General features: G+C 65.6%; 14 protein-coding genes and 3 pseudogenes. 13 read left to right on the top strand and 4 right to left on the bottom strand.

From position 1 onward, the window contains the following. Positions 1 to 28: 28 nt before the first annotated feature. Positions 29 to 1552: a flavin-containing monooxygenase gene (locus tag ACWDNY_RS10230; protein ID WP_451645283.1), complete on the bottom strand. Its 1524-nt coding sequence runs from the start codon at positions 1550 to 1552 to the stop codon at positions 29 to 31. 197 nt (positions 1553 to 1749) lie between these two features. Between ACWDNY_RS10230 and ACWDNY_RS10225 the strand changes: the two genes are divergently transcribed. Continuing rightward, the gene (locus ACWDNY_RS10225) at positions 1750 to 2427 is read left to right on the top strand and encodes a MerR family transcriptional regulator (RefSeq protein ID WP_451645349.1); all 678 of its coding nucleotides are present in this window, start codon (positions 1750 to 1752) and stop codon (positions 2425 to 2427) included. Between the two features lie 149 nt (positions 2428 to 2576). On the opposite strand, the gene ACWDNY_RS10220 is transcribed toward ACWDNY_RS10225, so the two are convergent. Then, positions 2577 to 3380, bottom strand: a complete 804-nt coding sequence (locus ACWDNY_RS10220; protein WP_451645282.1) for an exodeoxyribonuclease III — start codon at positions 3378 to 3380, stop codon at positions 2577 to 2579. Between the two features lie 152 nt (positions 3381 to 3532). Here ACWDNY_RS10220 and ACWDNY_RS10215 point away from each other — a divergent pair, with 152 nt between their 5' ends. From ACWDNY_RS10215 to ACWDNY_RS10205, 3 genes are all read left to right on the top strand, one after another. Next, positions 3533 to 4012, top strand: a complete 480-nt coding sequence (locus ACWDNY_RS10215; RefSeq protein WP_451645281.1) for a GNAT family N-acetyltransferase — start codon at positions 3533 to 3535, stop codon at positions 4010 to 4012. A 409-nt stretch (positions 4013 to 4421) separates the two neighbouring features. Further along, positions 4422 to 4628, top strand: a complete 207-nt coding sequence (locus ACWDNY_RS10210) for a hypothetical protein (RefSeq protein WP_451645280.1) — start codon at positions 4422 to 4424, stop codon at positions 4626 to 4628. Between the two features lie 90 nt (positions 4629 to 4718). Next, positions 4719 to 5015 carry a tyrosine-type recombinase/integrase gene (locus ACWDNY_RS10205; RefSeq protein WP_451645279.1) on the top strand — a complete coding sequence of 99 codons (297 nt, stop codon included), beginning with the start codon at positions 4719 to 4721 and terminating at the stop codon, positions 5013 to 5015. A gap of 90 nt (positions 5016 to 5105) precedes the next feature. Here the strand turns inward: ACWDNY_RS10205 and ACWDNY_RS10200 are convergent, their stop codons facing one another. Beyond that, positions 5106 to 5618 carry a very short patch repair endonuclease gene (locus tag ACWDNY_RS10200; RefSeq protein ID WP_451645278.1) on the bottom strand — a complete coding sequence of 171 codons (513 nt, stop codon included), beginning with the start codon at positions 5616 to 5618 and terminating at the stop codon, positions 5106 to 5108. Positions 5619 to 5699: 81 nt separating this feature from the next. On the opposite strand from ACWDNY_RS10200, the pseudogene ACWDNY_RS10195 reads away from it, so the two are divergent. From ACWDNY_RS10195 to ACWDNY_RS10175, 5 genes and pseudogenes are all read left to right on the top strand, one after another. Further along, positions 5700 to 6490, top strand: a pseudogene (locus tag ACWDNY_RS10195) (transposase family protein). Positions 6491 to 6702: 212 nt separating this feature from the next. Next, complete coding sequence (locus ACWDNY_RS10190; RefSeq protein ID WP_451645277.1) at positions 6703 to 12774, top strand: P-loop NTPase; 6072 nt, start codon at positions 6703 to 6705, stop codon at positions 12772 to 12774. Next, entirely contained in the window at positions 12771 to 13766 is a 996-nt protein-coding gene (locus ACWDNY_RS10185; RefSeq protein WP_451645276.1) for an NUDIX hydrolase, read from the top strand. The genes ACWDNY_RS10190 and ACWDNY_RS10185 overlap by 4 nt, the downstream gene beginning before the upstream one ends. 248 nt (positions 13767 to 14014) lie before the next feature. After that, positions 14015 to 14520, top strand: a pseudogene (locus ACWDNY_RS10180) (DUF6584 family protein). A 100-nt stretch (positions 14521 to 14620) separates the two neighbouring features. Next, positions 14621 to 15101, top strand: a pseudogene (locus tag ACWDNY_RS10175) (helix-turn-helix domain-containing protein); the annotation flags it as partial. Positions 15102 to 15403: 302 nt separating this feature from the next. Here the strand turns inward: ACWDNY_RS10175 and ACWDNY_RS10170 are convergent. Next, on the bottom strand, positions 15404 to 17716 hold the full coding sequence (locus tag ACWDNY_RS10170; RefSeq protein WP_451645275.1) for a GmrSD restriction endonuclease domain-containing protein: 2313 nt from the start codon (positions 17714 to 17716) through the stop codon (positions 15404 to 15406). Positions 17717 to 18227: 511 nt separating this feature from the next. Between ACWDNY_RS10170 and ACWDNY_RS10165 the strand changes: the two genes are divergently transcribed. Genes ACWDNY_RS10165 through ACWDNY_RS10150 form a run of 4 tightly spaced genes read left to right on the top strand, consistent with a single transcriptional unit; the run spans position 18228 to position 25017 of the window. After that, positions 18228 to 19388: a cysteine desulfurase family protein gene (locus ACWDNY_RS10165; protein ID WP_451645274.1), complete on the top strand. Its 1161-nt coding sequence runs from the start codon at positions 18228 to 18230 to the stop codon at positions 19386 to 19388. Positions 19389 to 19439: 51 nt separating this feature from the next. After that, complete coding sequence (locus ACWDNY_RS10160; protein ID WP_451645273.1) at positions 19440 to 20546, top strand: DUF4007 family protein; 1107 nt, start codon at positions 19440 to 19442, stop codon at positions 20544 to 20546. Beyond that, positions 20543 to 24178 carry an ATP-binding protein gene (locus tag ACWDNY_RS10155; RefSeq protein ID WP_451645272.1) on the top strand — a complete coding sequence of 1212 codons (3636 nt, stop codon included), beginning with the start codon at positions 20543 to 20545 and terminating at the stop codon, positions 24176 to 24178. Before ACWDNY_RS10160 ends, ACWDNY_RS10155 begins: the two co-directional genes overlap by 4 nt. 2 nt (positions 24179 to 24180) lie before the next feature. Continuing rightward, positions 24181 to 25017 carry a phosphoadenosine phosphosulfate reductase family protein gene (locus ACWDNY_RS10150; RefSeq protein ID WP_451645271.1) on the top strand — a complete coding sequence of 279 codons (837 nt, stop codon included), beginning with the start codon at positions 24181 to 24183 and terminating at the stop codon, positions 25015 to 25017. Positions 25018 to 25652: the final 635 nt, after the last annotated feature.

Below are 25652 nucleotides of genomic sequence, written 5' to 3'. Positions count from 1 at the left end.
CCGCCGGCCCGGGGGGAGGCGGTGCGGCTCACGCGTCCACCTCCACGGGCGCCTGCGCCCCGGTCGTCCCGGAGCCGGCCCGCGGGGCCCGCAGGATCTCGTACTCGGCGAGGTCCACCCGCCGGGTCGCCCGCCTGAACTCCGTGGTCGTACCGGGCCAGATGGTGGTGTTGCGGCCGCTCGCGTCCAGGTACCAGCTGGTGCAGCCGCCGGTGTTCCACACGGTGCGCCGCATGCGCTCCTGCACCGAGCGGTTCCAGGCGTGCACGGCGCTGGGACGGGCGTCGAGGGCGGCGCGGCCGCCCAGGACGTGCAACTGCCGCAGGTAGTCGGCCATGTAGTTCAGCTGGGACTCGATCATCAGGATCATCGAGGAGTTGCCGAGACCGGTGTTGGGCCCGATGATCGTCATCCAGTTCGGGAACCCGGCCGCGGCGGCGCCCCGCAGCGCCTCCATCCCGCCCTTCCAGGTCTCCGCCAGGGTCCGGCCGTCCGCGCCGACAACCCGCTCGGCGATCGGCATGTCGGTGACGTGGAAGCCGGTCCCGAAGATGATCGCGTCGACCTCGGCCTCGCTGCCGTCGGCGCCGACGACGGTCGAGCCGCGCACCTCGCTGAGCCCGCTCGCGACCACGTCCACGTTGGGCTGGGCGAGGGCGGGATAGTAGGTGTTCGACAGCAGGATCCGCTTGCAGCCGATGCGGTAGTCAGGGGTCAGCTTGGCGCGCAGCGCCGGGTCCTTGACGGCGCGGGCCATGTTGCGCTTGGCCAGCTCCTCGACGAGGCCCAGTTGGCCCGGGTGCTTGGTGAACGCCTGGACCTGCGCCTCGCGGATGCCCCACAGCAGTCCGCGGCGCAGCTGCGAGGTGAACGGCAGCGCGCGGTGCAGTGCGCGCTCCAGTCCGGTGATGGCGCGGTCGACGCGGGGCATCACCCACGGCGGGGTGCGCTGGAAGAGCGTCAGTCGCGCCACGTCGGGCTGGACCGACGGCACGATCTGGATGGCGGAGGCGCCGGTGCCGACCATGGCGACCCGCTTGCCGCGCAGGTCGTAGTCGTGGTCCCAGCGGGCGGAGTGGAACACCTTCCCGGGGAAGGAGTCCAGACCCGGGATGTCCGGGATCCTCGGGTCGGACAGCGGCCCGGTGGCGGAGACGACGACGTCGGCGGACAGCTTCCCGGCGGCCGTCTCGATGTCCCAGCGCAGCTTCTCGGCGTCCCAGGTCATCTTCTCGACCTCGGCGTGGAAGCGGATGTGCGGGCGGAGCCGGTAGACGTCCGTGACGTGCTCCAGGTAGGCGCGGATGTGCTCCTGCCCGGAGAAGGTGCGCGGCCAGTCGGGGTTGGGCGCGAACGAGAACGAGTACAGGTGGGACGGCACGTCGCAGGCGCATCCCGGATAGCTGTTGTCGCGCCAGGTGCCCCCCACGCTGCCGGCCCGTTCCAGAACGACGAAGTCGGTGATCCCTTCGCGGCGCAGCCGCACGGCCGCCCCGAGCCCGCCGAACCCGGACCCGATCACCGCCACCCGTACATGCTCGTGCTCGGCCATCCCGGTGCCCCTCCATGCCTTGCGTAGCAGCTCAGTCGGCGGGTCCGCGGACCCGCCGACTCTGCCAGTGAACACTGGCGCAATGGGGAGCGTAGAGGAGGTGCGTACCGATGGGTAGGGGTCTGCACAAGGAAGTTACCGGCGGTACACCATAGGCTTCCCCTGTGGCAGCAGACGGTGGACGACGCGAGTACCGCATGGAGGAGCTGGCCCGGCTGGCCGGCATCACGGTGCGCACCCTGCGCTTCTACCGCGAGCGCAAGCTGATCCCGCCGCCCCGCCGCGAGGGCCGCATCGCCTGGTACGACGACCACCATCTGGCGCGGCTGCGCACCATCTCCGCACTGCTGGAACGCGGTCACACCCTGAACGGCATCGCCGAACTGGCGGAGGCCTTCGACCACGGCCGCGACGTGGGCGACCTGCTCGGCATCGGCGCCCCCACCGAGGAGACCCCGGTCCGGCTGACCCCCGAGGAACTCGCCGACCACTTCGCCGGCGAGGTCACCGCCGAGAACCTGGCCGCCGCCATGGACCTCGGCTACCTCGGCACCGACGGCGACCAGATCGTCCACGTCAGCCGCCGCCTGCTGGACGTCTCCGCCGCACTGGTCAAGGAGGGCATCCCCCTCGCCGAGGTACTGGACGCCGGCCGGCGGGTCCGCGAACACGCCGAGGCCCTGGCCGAGTTGTTCTCGGACCTCGTCGGGCGCCACGCCCCGGAGCAGGCGATCGAGCGGATGCGGCCCCTGGCGAAGAGCGTGGTGGAGGCGGAACTGTCCCTGGCCCTGGACCGCCACCTGCGCAAGCAGTCCCGGCCGCATCGCCCGGCGCCTCCCACCCGGGCGGCGGAACGACAGCACCGGCGCCCGTAGGCCGGGCGGCCCGCCGCGCGAACACCCCGACCGGCACGACCACGCCGCCCACGCGGGCGCCTGCCGGCTGCGGCCTGCCGTCCGCCGTCCGCCGTTGTGCGGCCTGCCGTGTGCGGCCGCCTGCCGCCTGCCGTCCGCCGCCTGCGGCTCTAGAGGTCGTAGACGATCGTCACCGGAGCGTGGTCCGACCACCGCTCCGCGTGGGTGGCCGCCCGCTCCACGAACCCCTTGACCGCCCTGGCGGCCAGACCGGGCGTCGCGACGTGGTAGTCGATCCTCCACCCCGTGTCGTTGTCGAAGGCCCGCCCCCGGTACGACCACCACGTGTACGGACCCTCGACGTCCGGGTGCAGGGCGCGGATCACGTCGACGTAGCCGCCGGCCGTCGGGGACAGGACCGTGCCCAGCCACTCCCGTTCCTCCGGCAGGAAGCCGGAGTTCTTGGTGTTGCCGCGCCAGTTCCGCAGGTCCGCCTGCCGGTGGGCGATGTTCCAGTCGCCGCAGACGAGCACCTCGCGCCCGTCGGCGGCCGCCCGCTCGCGCAGCTCCTTGAGGTAGGCGAGGAACTCGCCCATGAACCGGGCCTTCTCGTCCTGCCGCGCGGTGCCGGCCTCGCCGGAGGGCAGGTACAGGCTCGCCACCGTGACACCCGGCAGGTCGGCCTCGACGTACCGCCCGCTGCCGTCGAACTCGGACGACCCGAAGCCGACCCGGACCCGGTCCGGTTCGCGGCGGGTGTAGAGGGAGACCCCCGCGCGCCCCTTCGCGGCGGCCGGGGCGTGCACGACGTGCCAGCCGTCGGGCGTGCGCACGGGCTCGGGCAGCTGGTGCGGCTCGGCGCGCACCTCCTGCAGGCACAGCACGTCGGCGGCGGTGTCCGCGAGCCACTCCACGAAGCCCTTCTTCGCGGCGGCCCGCAGCCCGTTCACATTGGCGGAGGTCACGGTCAGCACAACACTCTCCTAGACCTCGGTCGGCATGGCGCGTAGGACAGGCACCTTGTCCGAGGTCACAGTCAGCACCCGGGAACCCTACCGGCACACTGGAGGGGTCTCCCGCGAGACCTCCGACCCCGTCGCCTACGCATGGACACACGGTTCGTCACATGGAATTCCGCCCCGTTCCCTTCGACCACCCCGACGCGATCAAGCTGAACGACCAGGTGCAGGAGGAATACCACCTGCGCTACGGCGACGGCGGTGACGCCACCCCCCTGGACCCGGCGGACTTCGCACCGCCGAACGGCGTGTACCTGATCGCGTACGACGTCGACGGCACACCCGTCGCCACCGGCGGCTGGCGCACCCAGGACAAGAACGGCGAGGGCAACGAGGACGGTGACGCCGAGCTGAAGCGGATGTACGTGGTCGAGGACATGCGCGGGCGCGGCCTGGCCCGGCGCATGCTCGCCGCGCTGGAGGAGGACGCCCGCGCGGCCGGCCGGCTCCGTATGGTCCTGGAGACCGGCGACCAGCAGCCGGAGGCCATCGCCCTGTACACCTCCAGCGGCTACGCACCGTGCGCCAAGTTCGGCTACTACCGGGAGTACGAGTCGAGCATGTGCTTCGCCAAGCCACTGCGCTGACCCACCGCCCCGGGCCCGCCACCGCCGACACCCACCCGCGCGGCCTCGCCGGAGGCGGCCCCGGGCCGGTGACGGCGAAGCGGCGTTGCGGCCGTGGGCAGCCACTCGCGACGCCTGACCGGTCCGCCGCTTCCACGCCCCTCTGGGAACGCCGGGACTGCTCCCGCACCGCAGAGCGGGGGGACCTGGTGTCACCACCCGCTACGGTACGCGGCGCTTCGGCACAGCAAGATCACGGTGACACGGGCGGGGTGATCGCTGAGGTCTGCCAGGCACGTCAGTCGGCTGCTTGGGTCTGGCGACGGTCGTTCGGGGGCACGGAGGTTGCTGTACTTCACTGCTGTGCGGCACCCAGGACGGTCCTGCCTGGACGGGGCAGCATGACGGCCGACGATGCGAGCATGAGCACATGGAATCGTGGACGGTCAAACACTTCTCCCAGGCCAACCCGGCGGGAATCGGGCAAGATGACGTGCCTGCGCTGCTCCGTAGAGTCGCAGACTCCATCGAAGGCCTTGGCTCGGTGGAGGTTCAAGATCTCGTCATGCATACGGAGATCACTGCGGACGGCGATTGGCCGAGTCTTACGGTCTACTTCCACGACGCCGAAGACTGATCCGGGCTGTACACGGACGCTTTGCACTTCGGCCGCTTCCTTATCAGGTCGATCACAAGGGGCTGAGGGCATCCACCGCACTGGCCCTTCATGAACCGCTCCGCCCGCGGCGGCGTCCGCCAGATCCGACTGCACGACACCCGGCACACCTGCGGCTCGCTGCTTGCTGCCCTAGACGTCCACCCTCGCGTCGCCATGCAGATCCTTCGGCACAGCAAGATCGCGGTGACCATGGAGGCGTACACGCACGCCCCGTCCGAGGCGACGCGCAGGGCGCTGCGGAAGCTGGGCAAGCATCTCGGGAAGCAAGATCCGAAGTGGTTGCTGTACTTCGCTGCTGTACGGCACGTCAAAGCCCCGGTCGGGAGATCCCTACTGGGGCTTTGAGCTGCGGTGGACCGTTCGCGGGTGGGTCTGACCTGCGCCGACGGAGACGTCGTACAGGCTCTCCCCATCGTCCGGAAGATCATTCCCCAGCTACTTGCATGGGGCATCCACAGGCGCCCACCTGCTTGCCGGCACGGTCCCGCCCAGGATCCGCAGCGCCCGCGGGTGCCCCCGGGAAGCGAGCGCCTTCACCACCTTGCCCACGGCGGTGTCGACGGCCTCGTGCTCCCAGGGCCGCAGGGGCACCCACCCCAAACGGACCAGGTGGGCGTCGGTGTCCGCGTCCCGCCGGACGTTGCCCTCCACCTTCTGCCGCCACCACTCCCCGTTGTGCACCGGCGCGTGCAGGTGCTGCGGGCAGGCGTGCCAGAAGCAGCCCTGCACGAACACCGCGGTCCGCCACTTCACGAACGTGACGTCCGCGCGCCGCCTGCGCATGCCGGGGATCGGCAAGTCCACCCGGTACCGGAAGCCCGACCCGTGCAGCGCCCGCCTCAGGGCCAGCTCGGGCGCGGTGTCCCGGCTGCGTTGCGCCAGCATCAGCCGCCGGGCGCTGGCGTCCCTGGGGGCCGGAATGTCCTTGCGGTGGGTTCGACGACTCACTGTTTTCAATCTTCCGGTGAGGTGGGGTAGTTGGGCTCACAGACAGGTGAAGCCCCTGGTAGATGGGTTTTCGACCAAGAAATCCGTCTCCACCAGAGGCTTCATGCGCTTGTCTACCCGTCCGGCGTGGACGTGTCCAGTTCTGCCCTGCGCTTCCTGTCCGCCAAGCTCCGTCAGCGCCGCCGGGAGCTCGGTACCCGCTGGCGGCGCCTGAGTGTCGGCCGGAAGGCCCTGCTCACGCTCGCCCATCTCCGCAACGGCCACCCGTATGCTCAGCTCGTGGCCGGGTTCGGCATTGGGACCACGACCGCGTACCGGTACATCACCGAGGCCGTCGAGGTCCTGGCCGCCCTCGCGCGGACCCTTGCAGAGGCGGTCCGGACAGCATCGTCGAAGGCGTTCGTGCTGCTGGACGGGGCCCTGCTGCCGATCGACCGGATCGCCGCGGACCGGCCCTACTACTCGGGGAAGCACAAGAGGCACGGGATGAACGTGCAGGTCCTCGCCGATCCCTTCGGCCGGCTGTTGTGGGCGTCACCAGCCTTGCCCGGCGCCGTCCACGACGTCCGCGCGGCTCGCGAACACGGCATCGTCGAGGCCCTCGCCGGGGCCGGCATCACGTGCTGGGCCGACAAGGGCCACCGGGGTGCCGGCGGCACGCTCCGCACCCCGTGCTGGGGGCGGTGGGAGCCCCTTTCCACTGGTCAGCAGGCGGTGAACCGGTCTCACACGAAGATCCGCGCCCTCGTCGAGCAGGCCATGGCCACCCTCAAGTCTTGGCGGCTCCTTCGCAAGCTCCGGCGCTCGACCACCCGGATCACCTGTCTCGTCCAGCCGTCCTCACCCTGCATTTGGCCAGCTCAGACCGATGATGAAAAAGCCTCAGTGTCCTGACGTCGACTCACTGAGAGCGCCCATTGACTCAGGAGTCGCTGTCCGTGCCTCCTGACATGATCCTCAGACATCGCCGGTGTAAACGAGACGGAGGCAAGCTCTCAGCCAGTCCAGCAGCGATTACCCCACGCCATGCTTGCCCTCAACAGGTTTTCGAAACTACCCCGCTGTGAAAACTTCAGTGGTACAAGTGGGAGCGACGTTCGCCTCTATCGTCGGGGGAAGGGTGGGCAGCGGGGTGGGATTGGCATCCGCGGCTCAACAGGAAGCAGCCGAAAGGGCTCTGCAGCTCTGGGCACCCAAGGCCAAGCGGCTCTACATCCCCATGCCGCAAGGCCGGTCAGGGGCCGGAGTCGTCGGTATCGACCTCAGCGGTGACACGGGTGGCCTGGGTTCGGGAGTCTACGTCCTGCGGGTCGGCCCGGACGACGACAGGCAGACCCAGCCCACCGAACTGGCTGCTCATGACGAGCTACGCCGCGTAAACCCTGCCTTCGCCGACGCTCACATCCCTCGCTTGCTGAAAATCTATGCCATGGGCGAAGGCGCCGACCGTCTGGTGGTCACCTTGTACGAGATGGCCGGCGGCGGCTTGCACCAGTACGTATCGCCCCGCACCCGTTCCACAGGCCTCAGACTCACCGCGCGTCATCTCTCCCAGGAACTGCTAACCGCTTGGTCCAACCCAAGCGACATTAGGGTGCTTACCCCGTACGACCTGCTGGTCGATCTAGTGGGCCGCGACCAAGCCACTGAGTGCCTCGACAGCGCTGAGGTGTTCTTCCCCGACGGCCGTACGGTTGTGCATAGCAGCGGCCACGCCTTCCTCGACCCCCGTGAGATCTTTGGTCCAGACAAGTCCGGCGGACGGGCCCACATCATGCACGGTCAGTGCCATGGTGACCTCAATACAGGGAACCTACTCGTCCCGGTCGACGAGCGGGCTGACACCGATACCGGCTACTGGATCGTCGATCCCGCCCGGGCGCGATCCGGAGCTGTCGGTTTTGACCTCGCCTATCTTGAGGTTAGTGTCCTGGTCAACCTCATCCCGGAGATGCGCGAAAGCGTTCTCGCGCGCTGCCTAGACAGCGTCGAGGACGCCACGCCCCGGTCGGTTCCAGACGACACCGATTGGCTGATGGGTTTCCTGCAGAAGTCGCGCCAGGGTATCCAGGGGTGGATCGCCGAGCAGCCAGGCCGGGTAGACCAGCTCAACTACCAGTTTCTGTTGGTCCGTGTAATCGCCGGGTTACTGTGGGCACGACGCTTCGCCCGGGACAGCGCACGGGCGCGAATCTGCCTCGCGTACGCCGGGTGGTACGCCTTGCGCTATACCCGGGTTGCCAACATCGACGACTCCACACCAACGCCCGGCACCTCCGAGAAAACTGAATTGCGGCAGCGGGAGGAGGCCGAGGAGGAGCTGTGGCAGTCGCTGTGGGACACAGCCACGGGCTTCGCACCACACGCCGCTCGCTATGTGCTGATCGCGGAGCGAATGCCCGCTGACAAATCGGTGGCTGCCCTCGGCCGGATTCCCTGGTCACTGATTGTCGACCTGGACCCGTGGTCGGACCGCGACGGCCTCCGCGAGCTGGCCGGCCCGGTCCTTGACGCAGAGCGCGCGGTCCATCTATTTACCCGTGACCAGCCGCCGGTCGACTACGCCCGCGGCACCGCCTGGATGCTGGCCGTCGGGTCCGTGCAGCGCAACGAACCACCTGATGATCTGCGTACCTGGGGATATAAGCGCCTCGCGGGCATACGGCAGTCGGCGCTGTCATTCCGGGAGTCCGTCGGCGATACGCCGGTCTTCGTGGTCGTTCTCGAAGGCAACGGCCGCGAGAGCGGTGCCGGGACGGAGCGGGACCGGCTGCTGAAGGTGGTCGAAGCCATGGACGAAATGCTTCAAGGTCACGGCACCTTCCTGCACGTCGGTCGGTCCGAGCTAGCCACCAGCGTGGAGACGACCCTGTTCCCGCTCTCGCTAACTACACTACTCACTCGGCTCACCGAGACCCTCGGTACAACCCCGCAGCAGGTCGACTACACGGTTCCGGCGATCGATAAGAGCACGGCTGCGATCTCCCCCGAGACCATGCAGAAGCTCCGAGAACACCTTGTCGTCCTGCACGACGGGATCGAGTTGACCGTGTCACCCACCGGGGGCCTCCACAACGACGAGTTCTGGCGCGGTGGCCTGATCAGTTGGGCCGATTTGGACCTTGGCCGAGACGTGTCCCGCACTGTCACCGAGAGCCTACTTAAGACCCTGCGGGACAATCTGGAGCAGCACCGCAACCGCACGGTCCTGCTGCACCACCGGCCTGGCGCCGGCGGCACAACCGTGTCACTGCGTGCTGCCTGGGACCTGCACCACGAGTACCCGGTGGCTATCCTGCCGCACGGGGTCCCTATCGACCGCGCTCGCATCCCCCTCATCGCCGACCGGCTCCACCTTCTGCACACGAGAACCCAGGCATCGGTGCTCCTAGTGGCCGAGTCCGGTGATCTTAGTGAGTCGGACCGCGAGGCTCTCTACCAAGAGTTGGCAAAACGAGGTGCGAGGGTGACCCTCCTCTATGTGCGGCGTGGGGTAGGCGGCGCTGTGGGAGGTGCCCTGCATGTGGACGAGTTCCTCGACGCAGAGGAGAGCCAAGCATTCGAAAGCCGCTACAGCGAGCTCGTCGTTGAACGATCCCGGATCGACGAGCTACGTCGGCTCTCTCGGGCACAATATGAGCGGTACCGCACACCCTTCTTCTACGGGCTCGTAACATTCGAGCGGAAGTTCACGAAGCTCGACGACTACGTGAGCGCGCACCTGGAAAATGCCCGAGGTCGGGCGAGCGAGGTGATGGTGTACCTCGCGCTAGTGACGATTTTCTCCAATACAGGGCTTCAGCGAGAATTGGTCGTCAAGCTGATGCGCCACTCGTCAGCTACCCCGTACCTGGAAGTTGCCGATGTGCTGGGGCCTGAAGCTGCACGGCTCGTAGCGGTGCGCTCGGGCCGGGTGCGTCTCCAACATCAGCTGATCGCCGAGCAAGTCCTCGTCCGGCTCCTCAACGATGAAAACTGGCGATACTACCTCAAGGATAAGTCGATCGACTTTATCGAGGCCCTCGCTCATACCACCAACGTGTCCTCTGAGCCGGTCCGAGTACTGCTTCGGCAAATGTTTGTAGATCGGCAGGGAAGCACGGTGGAGGGCGTTGAGGACCGGGGCAACTTTGCTCCTCTCATCGAGGGTCTCGACGAGAACTCGGCGCACGAGGTACTCAAGTCCCTAACTCGGCATGTGCCAGACGAGCCACACTTTTGGAACCACCTGGGGCGGCACCAGATGTACCGCCTGGATCGGGAGTATGACAAGGCCGAGGAGTACGTCGCGAAGGCCGTCCAGCTCGCAGAGCACGACTTCATCCACCACCACACCCTTGGCCTCACCCGTCGGAGCATTCTGAAGCAGGAGTTGAGGAAGGCCAAGCGGCACGGAGTTATGGCCGTGATGAGGGCAGTCGAGGAGCACTACGCACGGACTGTGGAATGCTTCGAGACTTCACGCGAGCTCAACCCGGAGAGCCTCCACGGATACATCACACACGTCCAGACGATCACCACTGTGGCACAGACTTTCACGGCGGCAGCCCGTGTCAGTTCGATCGCCGAGCTGGACACCGCAGCCGGCGATTGGGTGAAGGACAAGGTAAGCGAGGCGACCGCACTACTGCACGAGGCAACTCAGACGTACGGGACCCTGGACGGCCAAGACAGCTACCTGGTGCGCTGCCATGCGGATATTCGGAAGCTGCACGGGGACCTGGACGCAGTCGTCGAAACTTGGGAACTGGCCGCCGCCGGACGGCGGTCGAGTCCCATGGTGCAACGGGCCCTGGCCCAGGCCTATTACCTCAGAGGGGATCGACGCTGGCGCAACCTCGGCCACGCCGAGCTGCGCCGCATCGTGGAGCTGGCACAGCGCAACTTGTCCCGCCACGACTGCCGGGAGGAGGACTACCGGCTGTGGTTCGAGGCATACAAGCTGCTTCCCGAGTTCGACATCGATGAGGCTCTGTCCCAGCTCGAGACGTGGTTAGACCGCTTCCCCTCATGGCGCGCCCACTACTACCGCTACTGCCTCTTCTTTCACCTTTGGTTCAACGGGCGCAGCAACCACGTAGAACCGTTCCTCTACGAGCAGCAGCAGAGCGCGGAGCTGGTGTTTGGCCGCTCTAATCGGTCCTACCTGTGGTTGGCAAAGGGACCACAGTGGTATCCGATGATCGCGGACACCGACCTCGGGGAGTGGGATCGAAAGAAGTCGTTCTGGAAGAACACGGAATCCCTTCAGCGGGTCAACGGCCTGATCGACGTGATGCGCAGCCACTGGGTGGGCACGATCCTGCTCGACGGCAAAGTAACCGCCCGCTTCGTCCCCAACCGAGGGGAATTCCTACCGGACAGCGACCAGAACAAGCAGGTCAACTTTTTCCTGGGGCTCAGCCCGGAGGGACTGCAGGCCTGGGAAGTAAAGCGTGGCCACCTTTCGGACGCGGTGTCGGCCCGTGACGTGATCCCGCAAATCCTGACACCAGCGACCGCCGTAGAGTCCGCGGCTCAGCCGGACCAAGTGCCCACCGAGACGCTAGCGGCCCGAGCCGCGCAGGTCCACGGCGACCAAATACTGGCCTTCTGCCTCTCCCTACTACGGGCCTGGCAGGAGGTGGACCAGACACCCAAGCTGTCCATGCTGGTCGAGAGGGCCAGGGCACGCTTCCGGTACGACCCCACCGACATTGAAGCCGTTCTGGAACGATCTAACCAGGTGTACTTCATCGGTGACGGAGACGATCCCGAAATCCGTCTGGCCGACGCGAGCGGACGCAGGTCGGTGCCGCAGCGCGCTGAACGGCCCGCGGGTCAGGGCAGCCTGGTGCTACGGCGGAGACATAGGATGCCGGCCCGGGTGTTTCAGGTATCCGAGGCCAAGCGCAGCGTTCTCCTGGTGTACGGGGACGGCCAGTACGCGAACCTGCACTTCGAGGACATTGTGGAACCGCCCGGTGGCATTCCCACACCAGGACAGCTGCTCTGGATCGAGCGGGAGCTGGACCGGCGCGGCGGGGTCGTGGGCCGCCAAGCGGAGCTGCTGCCGCTAACCGCCACTCTGGTCGATGACGAGCTGGTCCCTGAACGCGAGCTACGAGAGCGGGTCGAGAGTGAGCTGCGGGACGAGATGGATAGCCGTGTAGCCCGCGGGGTGCTGAAGGTACCGGAAGAGGAGGTTATCGATTTCCTAGAAAGCCGATTCAAGGGTGCTCTGCCGCTAGCCAAGAGACTGGGCCTCGGTAGTCTGTCCAGCCTGTGGAGAGAGCTGGACTGGTTGCGCCTCGAGGACAATGGGCCCCGCGCCGAGCTGATCCTGGCAACCCGGCCAGTGTTCGGCCGGTCGAGCTTGTCCGAACCAGCGGACCTAGCCGCCAAGGTGCGCGTTGACCCGACGTCAATCGAGTTCGAGCAGGCACTCGCTGCAGCCGTCGACGGACTGCGGGAGCGCGGGGCTGGCGCGGAACCCGAGTTCGGCGTGGTGATGGACGCGCTACGCTCCGCTCTCGGCCAAAACTTCAACGCGGTGGTCGGACCGCACGGCGGTCGGTCACTACGGTCCCGGATCCTCAAGGAGTCCGGCTGGGAGCTGGTAAGCAGGCCACCGCGTCCGGACCGCGTACGACGAAAGCCGACGAGAGGGCCCCTCGCGGAAGCCATCCACGTGCTTAAAAGCCGGGGCAAACCACCCATCCTCGCCGAGTTGGGCGCCGTGCTGCGTGAGCGACTGGGGGCGGACTACGACAGGACCGTGGGAGCATCCCTCAAGCGTTGGGTGCAGCGCCAGCCAGGCTGGGAGGTACGGAACGAACGCCCTGGCTACGAGGTGGTAGTCAGGGCCACTGGCACGGACCGAAGGGATCCGGCATCTCCCAGCCAACACCGGCCCGTCGTCGAACTGGACATCGCCAAGGACATCGAGGAAGTCGTCGGCGTGCTGGCTGTGCAGGGCAAGGAAGCGGCCCTGACCTTGGTGGGCGGCCTCCTCAGGAAGCGCTGGGGGACGGAGACCTACCGCAAAGTTATCGCCGATCGGAGGCTCAGGGCTCTGGTTGAGCACCACGGCTGGGAGGTCGTTGAGGTACGGCCTGAGGTGCTGTGCCTGCGTCAGCCCAACGCCACCCACAACCGGGCAAGGAGGATGCGGTGACCGAAGCGGCACGGACGCGGATGGCCGCCGTGCTGGAGTGCCTGGCGCAGCAATACGAGTCCGCCCCCATCACGGTGCGGGAGCTAGGAGATCGGTCTGGTCTCACCCCCACAGAGGCGGACATATTGGCGCCCACCGTGCTGGCCTTGTTGGCCGCGTTCGGCGTGCTGCGTGAGGAGACTGCGTCGGACGGCACCCCGACTGCGACGGTCATCAGTCCCCAGGCCGCCTACTTTCTCGGCAGCCTGGCCGCCTACCTGCGCACCGGCGACGTGATCCTCGACAACTGGGAGCGCGCGGGTGCCGAAGCTCCGCCTTACAGCGACAGTCAGGTGCTCGCGGGGCCGCAGTTCCTTTACCTGGCGGAGAGCCGTCGGCTGACCCTAAACTCCGACGCCGTGCCGCTGCGTCAGGTGGACGTTGTCCAAGTAGTCATCAAGACCCGGCACCAGAGCCGGGGCACGCGGGACCAATACCTACTCCAGTATGACGAGCGAGCCCGCCAGTACCAGCTTCCCGGAGGCCATGTCCGCTCCTCAGACGCCAACCACCGGGCTGCGGCTATTCGGGAACTCGAGGAGGAGCTGGCAGGCTATGTCCACCGCCCCGACCAGGACGTCCTCACCGAGATCGGCGTGATTGAGGCCGTTCAACCCTCCCGCACATACGGAGCCGTCACCGCCTACCACGTCACGTTCTTCCACCTAAAAACCGATGCGGACCGCCTTCTATTGGGGCCCGGGGCACGCTGGGCCCCGGCTGACCGACTCCTCGATCCTGCCTACCGCATCGGCCGTGCCACACTCAACATCACTGCCCTCTCCCACCTCGACGCCACGCTTCCCGGCGGCCTCCAGGGCCTCCCGCTGAGCATCTCGGAGCCCATATCTCGTACCATTCGGGAGATAATCCGGGAGCGTCCCTGGGAGGCAGCGGGCCTAGCGGTGGGGATAATCGGACTGGTGGCATCACTCATACCGCTGTTCCTTTGAGGAATCAAAAGCGTCAGTAGATACAGCCGATCAGGGTCTTTTCCAACAGTCATGAGATACTCCGTAAGCTTCGCACAAGTTTCCGGTTGTCGCGGTCACGAACAAAGATGGGTAGCAACCTTAAGGGCTGTCCCGTAACTGTTGGTGTCCCGTCTCAGTGAAGGCCAGTCGATGTCATTGCGGGAGAGCGGGTGCTGAGCGACAAAACCTGGTCGACGGTGGTCACTGTGGTACCCGATCATGCGTTCATGCCTCTGAGGGACACCCCTGCTCGGGTCGATGCAGACTTGTCCGCCGGCCGGGTCCCCGTCGCGCGCCAGCGCCTGCGCGGGTTGGTGTCGTCCTTTCCGAGCGACCTGATGTTTCGCCGGCGCCTGGCCGAGGTGTACCGCCTGTACGGAGAGCCTGCAGAGGCGGGCCGCTGGATGTACCTCGAACAGGACCGGGACGTGGCTGAGACCTCCGCCTTCGAGGCGAGATACCGCACAGCTCCGCAGCGCATGCGGGCACTTGCCTGGCAGGGCCCGGAGTCGCTTGCCCGAACAGCCTTTGCCGGAGAGCAACTGGCAGCGGTACGGGCAGCCTGCTCCGTGCCATGGGACACCCCGTCGCCTGGGACACGGTGCCATCTGGCGAGAAGGCCGACAGCAGGAAGAGCGCCTTCGCAGGCTTCCTGGCAGGGGGTGGATGCCTGGTGGCGGTCCTTGCGTTCCTCGCGATCTGGGTGAACGGACTCGTTGCCCTGTTCGACTGATTCAGGTCGCCGGGGCCTGTGGGGGCGCCGTTCGAGGTTCGGTGAACTGTCCAGAACTGCCGTGACCGGGACACCCGACGACGGGTGAAATGATCTTGCTGTGTCTGGTGTGCTCACGGCGTCGGAGCCGTCCTGGACAGCTCCGTTCACTGGGCTGAGCCCGCGGCGGTTCGGCAAGCTGATCACTGCGCTGCGGCGCGAGGGCGCCGACCCGGTCCTCCAGCGGCCGGCCGTGGAGCCTGCCGCTGGAGGACCGGGTCGTGCTGATCGCCGCGTACTGGCGCACGAACCTCACCCCGCGGCAGCTGGCGCCGCTGTTCGGGGTGTCGAAGTCGGCCGCGGACCGCGTCATCGACCACCTCGGCCCGTCGCTCGCGCTGCGGCCCCGCAAGCGGTTCCGCAAGGACACCGTGCTCATCATGGAAGGCACCCTGGTCCCCACCCGCGACCACACCATCGCCGAGCAGTCGAAGAACTACCGGTACTCCACCAACCACCAGGTCGTCATCGACGCCGACACCCGGCTGGTCGTCGCCGTCGGTCGGCCCCTGCCCGGCAACCGCAACGACTGCAAGGCGTGGGGGTTGACGCGTGTCCACGACTCTGGCAAGGGTTTCCCCAGGTCAGGTTCTATTGAGAGTCTGGAGGTCGGTCACCTTCAGCGAAATTCGTCGATTGGTGCAGTTTACCGAGACCCATTACCGGTCATTGGCAACGAGGAACACCACATGCATACGTCACTGCAAGCGCCCCGCTACGACGGATTATGTATGAGGTACCGTCACGTATAAGATTTCTTTGGGATGACATTATTCCCAGCCCCGAACAATCCCATAGCTGAGTGCCAGAGCCCCAATTTCTCTGGCACTCAGCACGCGCGGTTTCAAATACCAAGCCACGGAGCTAGGGAATCCCAAGCAAGGCTACACAGTCGTTCCGAACGCTCGCGGATGAATTTCTCCGTCCAGTCTTCCTCTCGTTGGGCGAGGGAGGAGACAAGCGGAAGGTGGCGCGCTCGGCGGATAATTGCCTCAGCACCATCGCCTAGCGAGATCCCTTCACGAGAGGCCAGCGCAAGCGTCTTCTCTGCTTCTTCCACCGTCCTCGCCGAGAGAGCCCTGAACATGAGCCGCTTTAGCTCCCACGACCGGTCACTCGCAGAGGAGTTTTCGACCTTAGGTAGGAGTGTCAGGTTGCCCAGGACATGAATAGTCGCCGAATCCTCGTAAATCTTAGGATCCCAGCCGTTAACGCTGGCGTTCTGAGGTGCGATGTGCTCTATTGAGGAGAAGCTGGCATCGTTCCAACGGTCAAGGTTGAGCGTGCTGAGCAGGCCGCCCCTTCCCTGAACAATCAGACCTTGCTGCTCATCATCCGGAGCAGAGTCATTGGAAGCAGCCAAAAGCAGCAGCTTGGTGAGGTGCCGAGAGCTTGAGTAAACGGGCGTGGCCGCAGCTTTTGCCACCCACTGCTCTTTCTCCGCGATCCCTTCGCTTTGAAGTTGCTGGCGCAGAAAACTAAGCATGTCTTCTACGGGAGGCACAGTGGTCAGTTCCTGACCGAAGCGTGCAAACCTGGGCCCGCTGGCCTGGGGATCGTGTGCCATGAGCTTGCGATAGATGTTGTCTATGCCGTGAGTTCCCCCAAACGCACCCCTCCATAGGGCAAAGAAGGCGCCAATAGCACGTACAGCGGTGAGGTACTCATGCGCCCGCTTGTCGATTTGCTCCCCAGTGCTGAGCTGGTGAGCAGCAAAGTAGCGAGTGAGCGGAGCGATCACGATGTCGTGTTTGACCTCGCGGAGCACCTGCAAGCAAAGCTCTGCCTGCAGGTGGAGCTCGTCGTCACTGTGCTCAGGGAGACTACCGGGGGATGCCCATGGCCCTGACACGAACCGTGTAACTTCGGCCAACGAGTGAAGGAAAATACGACGACCGGCCTGGTCCGCTTCCTTATCGAAGGCGTTGCGCAGGTATCGACGTTGATCGCTTAGCCGCTTACTGAGGCGTGAACCATCGTGCAACAGAGCGAACGGGATGAGAATGTTACTGGTTGCAGTCTGTCGCTGATCAGCCGATGAAGACCGATCGAGATACTTCTCCACGGTGTCGAAGTAGTTGTATGATTCCGACCCGTTCCAACTATTAAGCCCTTCATTTTGAATGGCCTTTGGTTTGAACGTCTCAATGGCGGTGAGGGGCTGCCCCGTTGTGTTCAGCGCTTCGAACATGTCAAACCCATAGTCTTCACGCTTCGCTGTAACCACAGCGACGGTAACGCGGTTGAGCAGGTAGTTGGCGAAGACAATCAAGCGAAGCAGGGAGCCGATTCGCTGATCATCGTTCGCGTCCTCAATTACCGACTCAGGGAATGGGCTGTTGAACAGGGCTTCCTGCAACTTCGAGGACGCGCAGATTGCACCAGCCGAAAGAATTTCAGTCTCATCTTCCCTCGCGTTCCGCGATGCCGATACAGCGTTGCGGAGAGTGCGCCGCACGAAGGAGCGGATGGCCTCTAGCCCTCTATGCGCCTGGGCATTGGCATCGGTTGCTTCCCCCTCCACGAAGGAGACATGCTTGTAGTCCTTGGTCGACTCTCCATCTCGCGCATAACGGCCGTACTGATGGAGGTAATACCCGATAGGCGAGTCATATTTCGCACGATCTGCCTGCCGAGACCACACGTCATGGTAAGAGCGAACCATGCGAGGATAATAGCGAAAGTCCCCCTCCCCGTATCGCATGTCCTCCTCAAAAGTGTCCGTCAGCCGACTGGTGACGTCGATCGCTTGGTTATAGCACCAATCTCGCGCCTCCCCGCTATTCTTCGGAAGCCGCCTAGCACGAACACTGATTTCCTCGTGGAGCACCGTAGTCAGCAGAAGTAGTGTTGTAAGTCGCTGCTGCCCATCAATGATCGTCATTACCTTAGGGGGCACCATTGGCCGATCGATAGGCTCGACCGTGGTGTACTGAAGGTCACGGAGGGCGATAACGGTTCCGAGGAAACAGATCGAGTCTTCGAGCTCAGTTGTCTGTTCAAGACCGTGGGAGACATCAGCAATAAGGCGTTTGACTTTCGCTGATTCCCAGCTGTATGCCCGCTGATACGGAGGAATATAGAGCCCCTGCCCAGTTTCACTGAGAAACTCTGCTACTGCCCGCGGCGCAGCATCGAAGATCTCGCGCGTTTCCATTCATCATCTCCCGTGATCTAAAGCGGCCGCGCCGCGTTTTCACATAGCCTTGCATCACCGTTGCGATTGGCCACCAAAGGAAGGGCTAGGCAGAGCCTCACCCTCTGTGATCGCATGCTCGCCACGGATGCGCTCCGACGTGCGAGTCATTCGGTTCTTCGACAGCAAATCCCCCCTACGCGGCACCCGCGCCGTGACCACAGGAGTGCATAGGCCACGACGCTTGATCAAGCGTAGAGCGGAGTTCTGGCAAGCGGGAGTCCATCTGCAGGTTTCAGACTTCGCTCGAGGCGCATCTACGCAGAGCGCTCCCACCGGGGAGGCTTCACGGCTCAGGTGAGGACGCTCGCACGCACGGAACAGATGTCTTGTGTGCGCCTGCTCCACTCGCCCCGGACGTTCGTTAGGATCTCAGAGCGCTCCTGGTGGATCACGAGCTACCGGCCGAGAGTAAGCACCAGGAGCGACAAAGAGAGCAAAACACCTCTAGGGGGCAAACGTGGAAGCGGCGATGAGCGAGACACCTGTCTACCTCGACTACAACGCGACCGCTCCCATGCGTCCAGAAGCACTCAGGGTTACATGTGACACACTTCACACAGTGGGCAATGCTTCCAGCATCCACCAACATGGCCGTGACGCCGCAAGCAAGGTTGACCGAGCCCGTCGGCAACTCGCTGACTTGCTGAGTTGCTCGCCCGGCGAGCTCATCTTCACGTCCGGTGCGACGGAAGCCAACAACCTTGCCCTGCAAGCCGCTTACGCACAGCATGGTTTGATCGTCACCTCTGCCGTCGAGCATCCAGCAGTCTTGGAGACCGCTCGAGCGCTCGCCAGTGGTGCTTCGGAGGCTCTCATCACTGTGCCCGTAGACAGAGATGGACAGATCGATCCAGATGAGTTCAGGGCTGCCATTCGGCAGCATGGGGCTGCTCTCGTCTCCATCATGCTGGCCAACAACGAGACTGGTGTGATCACCGACCTCGCCCCCCTCATCGAGGCTGCCCACACAGCCGGCGCGCTGGTCCACACGGACGCAACGCAGTTCGTCGGCCGGCTTCCTCTCGACCTAAGTGATCTTGCTGCCGACCTACTGTCGCTGTCTGCTCACAAGTTCGGAGGGCCGCAGGGTGTTGGCGCGTTGTTCATTCGACGCGGTACTCCACTGCTTCAGCGTCCGCTGATCTTCGGCGGGGGCCACGAACGCGGCTGGCGCGCAGGCACCCTCAACGTGCCCGGCATCGTCGGCCTGGGTGCGGCCGCCGAAGCTGCGCACCGAATGCTCGACGACGAGGCGCCCCGCATCGCCAAGCTACGCGGTCTCCTGGAGAGCAAGCTCCTGGCGCAGATCCCTGGAAGCCATGTCAACGGCTCCCGCGCCCCGAGGCTGCCCGGCGTTTCGAGCATCACCATCCCCGGCGCCCCTGCCGATGCCCTCCTCGCCTCGATGCCCCACGTAGCCGCATCTGACGGCAGCGCCTGTTCCGCGGGGGCACCGAGTCCGAGCCATGTACTGCTCGCCATGGGGCTGAGCCGAGACGCAGCTGACTCCACCGTCCGCTTTTCGCTGGGCCACGCGACAACAGAGCAAGAGATCCTTCGCGCCATTGATGCCACGGTACGAGCTGCCTCCCAAGTACGGGCGGTCATGGAGGCCACCGCCGGCTCTTGATCGCACTTCAAGACTTCGCACGCACACTTTGAACTGAAGGACTCGACTGCAATGCCAGAAGGCCGCCTCTCCGACGTCGTCGGACTCAAATTCAACAGGCATGAGAGCTTTCCCCCGCGCTTCGGATGGCTGCACAAGGCATACCTGCACGTCAAGAAGGACGAGATGCTCTTCCACGCCCCGGACGCCCTGGTCCGCCTGGGTGTGGGCAAGAACATGGTCTACTCCATGCGCTACTGGTCGCAGACATTCAAACTGACCCACGAGTACCGCAGTGGGGAAGCGCAGGCGCGGTCATACGCTGCTGCTCCTACGTGGCGTGCCCGGTGGCTGCTGGACGAGGACGGGGCAGATCCCTACCTCGAGGACACCGGAAGCCTGTGGCTGCTGCACTGGTGGCTGGTCTCCGGCGACAAGGACGCCCCCTGCCTCGCACCGAGCTGGTACGTGATGTTCCACCTCGCGCCGCTCGCCCGCGTCACGTACGAGGAGATGACCGCCCTCATTACCCGGGAGGTGCACAGCAGCTTCGAGCGTAAGGACTGGCCGGCTGCCGAGTCGATCGCCCGTGATGTGGACTGCATCATCAAGATGTACGCGCCGGACTCCGAGGCGAACCCTCTCTCGCCCGGCAGTTTCGAGGACTCCCTCCTCTGCCCCTTCAAGGAACTCGGCCTGCTCGAGTACCAGGGAGGCCGCGGCAAGGAACGCACGTACCGCTTCACCAGCGGTATCCGCCCCAGCCTCCCGCCGCGCGTCCTCCTGTACGCCTGCCTCGACTACGCGGCCCGCTTCACCCGCAAGCCGGACTCCATCTCCCTTGCCCGCCTCGCCAGCGAGCCCGGGGGCCCTGGTCGCGCCTTCCACATGCGCGAACCGGAGCTCTTGAGGTCGATCGAAGCCTTCGTCGAGAGCCACCCCAAGCTTGAGATCGTCGAGTCCCTGGGCCAGAGCAGCCTCCGCTTCGCGGACAACCCGGAGAGCCTCGCCTGGGACATCCTCGACGAGCAGTACGGCCGTGTGCGCGAACGCGACGGGTTCCCCACTCCGGAGGAGTGGGCGCGTCAGAACCCCGGTCTGATGAAGACCACGGACGATGCCTCCGCCGTGCGGGGACAGATCCCCCAGCAGGCTGACATGCTCGAGGAGCTCACGTGACCACGGCCGCCACGACCCCGCACCGCACCGCACCGAAGGGCTCGGGGGCGCACATCCCTGAGGGCATCAGCTTCGTCGGCACGGAGTTCCGCTCCACCAATCTGGAACGCGACGTCCGGGACCCGGACCTGCACGCCCCGTACGTGGGGACCCGTGCCCTTGACGTGCTCGACCGGGTGGCCACCGCACTCCGGGACCCCAAGAGGGCGCGAGCTTGGTCCTTCACCGGACCGTACGGCTCTGGCAAGTCGACCCTCTCCAACCTGATTGACGCCCTCCTCGGCCACGATGCCGAACGCAGCGCCGCTGCGCAGGAGGCCGTGGCCGCCACGAACAACGCGTTGGCCCAGGAGATCGTCGAGAACCGTGAGGCGTTCACCGGCGAGGGTTTCCTTGGGGCCGTCACCACGGCACGCCGGGAACCGCTGGCCACCACGATCTACCGGGCACTTCAGACTGCGGTGGAGCGCAAGTGGAAGCAGCACGTTCCGAAGGACGTCGCCGCCGTCATGGCTGCCTGCGCCGCTGAGACGGATGATCCCACCGACAATCTGCTCGACGCGGTCACCCTGCTGTGCAGCAAGGCACCGCTCCTGCTGATCATCGACGAGTTCGGCAAGTCACTCGAGTACATCGTCTCCACCAGTGACAACAGCAGCGCCAAGAGCGACGCCTTCCTCCTGCAGGTGCTCGCAGAGAGGGGCACCGGCCCCAGCGGGCTGCCGCTGTTCATTTTCACCCTGCAGCACTTGGCCTTCACTGACTACGCTTCACGGGCCAGCTCGGTCCAGACGCAGGAGTGGGCCAAGATCCAGGGGCGCTTCGAGGACGTCACCTTCGCCCCCAACCTCGGTGACGCGGTCTACCTCCTCCAGCGGAAGCTGTCCCACACCGAGGTGCCGGGCCGGGGTCGCAGGCTGATCGAAGCCCAGGCGGAGGCGGCGCACACCATCTGGCGGCATCACTCACTGCACTCAGTGGTCGACATCTCGGCCGAGTCGTTCGCCAACCTCTACCCGCTGCATCCGCTCACCGCAGTGGCCGGCCCCCTCATGGCCTCGCAGATCGGCCAGAACGACCGCAGCCTGAGCGGCTTCCTGGTCAACGACGAGCCGTACACGGTGCGTCGCAGTCTCGACGCCTTCTCCGAGGAGGCTCCGGAGCAGGCCACGACGATCAGGATCCCGCAGCTCTACGACTTCTTCTTCTCCGCAGGCCGCACCACGATCCTCGCCTCCTCCAAGGCCAGTCGATGGCTGGAGATCAACGCCCGCCTCGAGGAAGCACACGGTCTTCCTGAAGCGGACCAAGAACTGCTCAAGGCAATCGGCGTCCTGAACCTCATCGACGCCGACGGCTTGCTCCGCGCCACTCCCGCGATGATCCAGTTCGCGTTGAACGATCCGCTCGACGTCGCCGACACCGAGCGGTTCGGAGAGCTGAGGGAACGGCTGGACAAGCTCGTGAAGGACGGGCTCGTCGTTCACCGTGAGTACAGCAACGAGTACCGGATCTGGCAGGGTACCGATGTCGACATCGACGCCCGGGTGCGAGAGATCGCCACACAGCTGCGACCCGACGACGTGGTGCGTTACTTCAACAAGCACCTCGGGACGAACGTCCTGCCGAACGCGGTCGCGGCCGGCGCACACAGCCAGCTCACCGGGATGCAGCGGCACTTCGTGACCGCTGTGAGCCACCAGACCGAGAAGCTGCGCGGGCCGAGGATCGTCCAGGACGCAGCTGACGGCATGCTCGTCTTCCACCTGGGCGCCCTGGAGAGCAGCCCGCGCGTCGATTCTCCTCTTCCTGTTGTCGTCGGGGTCACCAAGAACCCCGAGGCAGTGCTGGAGGCCGGTACCACGCTCGTGGCACTCCAGGACCTCATGGGCGAGGAGGAACTGGACCACGTCGCCCGCCGAGAGGTCAGCGAGCGAGCCGGAGAGTTCTCCCAGCGCATCACCGCCATGCTCGCCGAGGCGTTCCGGCCGGGCAGTGACGAATCGAGCTGGTACCTGTGGAAGAGCGGTGAGGAGACCGACAGTCCTCCTGCCATGGAGCTCAAGGCCCGCAGTTACGCAGGGCTCGTCTCCGCGGCGTGCAACGTGGTCTACCACCAGACCCCGCACGTGCGGAACGAAATGGTCGGCCGCCACCAGCTCACCAGCAACGCCGTCCGCACCCGCCGCGAAGTCCTCACCGCGATGATCGAGAAGACCGGGTTGCCGCGGCTCGGCTGGCCCGCGGACAAGTTCCCCGCGGAGCGGGCCCTCTACGACGGTGTGGTCGAACACCTCGGGCTGCACCGGGCGGCGGGAGAGGTCAGCGGCGGTCAGAGTTCCGGCGGAAGCCTCCACACGCACGGGATGTCCCGTCCCAGCGCCGATGTGAACGCGAGTGCCGTTCCGGTGTGGGAAGCACTCGAAGAGGCCCTGAGCGCGGCCACGGAACCGATCAGCATCGTGGACATTTACGAGCGGCTCATGGCCCCTCCCTACGGCGTGAAGGCCGGTGTCGTCCCGATTCTGGTGGTGGCAGGGCTGATCCTGCGCGGCAACGACGTAGCGCTCTTCGAGGAGGGCAACTACTGCCCCCGCCTCACCGCCGCCATCATGGAGCGCCTCAACGTCCCCTATCCGGAACGCTTCACCGTAAAGGCGACTCCGGTCGGCCGGGGTCAGCGCCGGCTCGTTCTCGACAGCCTGGTGAAATCACTCGGTGTCGACATCCCCCGCAGCCGCGCCAACCGGAATCCCGCGTTGCTCGCGGTCACGCGTGGGATGTTGGAACGGGTGATGGTGCTGGACCAGTACTCGCGAAAGACCCGGCGGCTCGGCGCCGACACGCTTGCCATCCGTGAAGTGTTGTCCAGGGCGACCGACCCAGACAGGCTGGTCTTCGAAGAGCTTCCCCGAGCACTCGGTTTCGAGGGGATCACTCCGAGCACCCCGAAGGACCCCGAGGCGGCGGAGGCTTACGTCGCGCGCCTCACCGCCGCGCTCAACGAGCTCACCGGTGCCAGTGCGAGCCTGCGGGGCTACGCGGTCGAAACGCTGGCGAAGGAGTTCCGGATCCCCGCGTCCGGCACGGGGGAGCTGCGCGCCGGTCTGGCAGAGCGCATGCGCGGCTTCGCCGACGCCTCCCTCGAAGTGAGCCTCCACGGCTTCGTGACGCGGGTGGTCAACGAGATGCTCCCGGACGACGACTGGCTCGGCACGGTCGTGGTCCAGCTCGTCAACCAGGCCCTGGGGGACTGGACCGATCGTGACGCCGATGCTTTCCCCCGCGTCGTACGGGACAGGGCGCGTGCGCTGGACCGCGTGAGCCACCTCTACAACGTCGTGGAGGAAGAGGCGACCAGGCAGGGTGCCGAGGGCCCCCGCGACAGTGAGCTGCCGCGGCAGCGTCAGATCGACACCCACCTGCTGACCCTCACCACTCCCCAGGGGACCGAGGAGCGGACCCTCATCCACGTCCCGAGGGATTCGCGGAATGCCGTGGGCGAGCTCGTTGTCAGTGTCATCAGGCAAGCTGAGGAAGCACTGGGCCCCGACGGCGCGCGCATCCTGCTCGCCGCCCTGGCAGAGCGCCTGTCCGGCCAGGACGGCGCCTCATTCGACAGGAAGGAGTAGCCGTGACCGCCACCGACGGCTCCAGCAGCAAGAAGCGCCACGTCCTCGGGATCTCGGGGGGCAAGGACTCCTCGGCCCTCGCGATCTACATGCGTGACCGCGTGCCGGACATGGAGTACTTCTTCTGCGACACCGGCGCCGAGTTGCCCGAGACCTACGAGTACCTCAACCGACTTGAAGGAGCCCTCGGTAAGCCCATCCAACGGCTCAACTCCTCCCGGGACTTCGACCACTGGCTGGAGGTCTACCAGGGCACCCTGCCCAGCCCGCAGATGCGCTGGTGCACGAAGAACCTGAAGATAAGGCCGCTCGAGGAATGGATCGGCGACGACGAGGCCGTCTCGTACGTCGCCATCCGTGCCGACGAGAACCGTCTCGGTTACGTCAGCACCAAGCCCAACATCACTGCGGTCTTCCCCTTCCGTGAGGACGGCATCGACCGCGAGGGCGTCGACCGGATCCTGGACGAGGCCGGCATCGGCCTCCCCGACTACTACGAGTGGCGCACTCGCTCCGGTTGCTACTTCTGCTTCTTCCAGCGCAAGCACGAGTGGGTGGGCCTCAAGGACCGCCACCCCGACCTCTTCCAGAAGGCCGTCGAGTACGAGGAGAAGGTCAAGCACCAGCACGCTGCGACCGCGGGACGCAAGTACACCTGGTCCCAGAGCGAGTCCCTCGCCGAACTCATAGGACGTCGCGAGGAGATCGAGGCCAAGCACAGGGATGCGATGGAACGGGCCGCGAAGCGCATGAAGCCCAACCGTCCCTTGTTGGAGATCCTCTCCGACGCGCACGACGAGGACGATGACTCGCCTGCGTGCGCGGTCTGCCATCTCTAGTCCTGACTGAGTGACGGCGCCCCGGGTGCATTCGCACCCGGGGCGCCGTCATGTCCTCTACTAGCGAGCACCGGCTTCCTGCTCTGCAGCCTGTCCCGACCCCGCAGCCAGCAGGGGCCAGGGCTTGGGCTTGCCCAGTGCCGTCAATACTGCCATCAGTTGCGTCCTACCGCGTTCCGCCGTACGGACCAGACGTGCGGCTATTTGTATAGCCACGCGTCATGCTGCGTACATGCTTCTGCCCAGTCCTGCCTTTCGCCGCCTGGCGACGTTGGTGGTCATCGATGACGAGGAACGTGTGGCCCTCCTCGGGTGTTCGCGTGGCGCCTCGGCATGGGCGTTGCCCGAGTGCACGGTGCACGCTCGGGAGACCTATGCGGAAGCAGCCATCCGCCTATCCGCCCACCGCTTTGCCGGCCATCCGTTGCGATGGGGGTCAGTCGTGGGGTGCCGTCTGGCAGTACCGCCAATGCACGATTCGCCTGCCGTCCGGACGGAGCGTCGCCTCTCAATCGCTCGCATCGAGCGTCCTGCGGCCCCGTGTCGGCGACGCGTGAATCGTGACCCACATCCGACGGGTGAAAAGCGACCCCCGCTGCGTCAGTTGATGTTGATCATTCCCCGGTGTTGGCGGC

The sequence above is a fragment of the Streptomyces sp. NPDC003697 genome (assembly GCF_053587115.1).
Note: the sequence above shows the minus strand (reverse complement) of the source record. Positions and strands in the feature narration are given on the sequence as shown.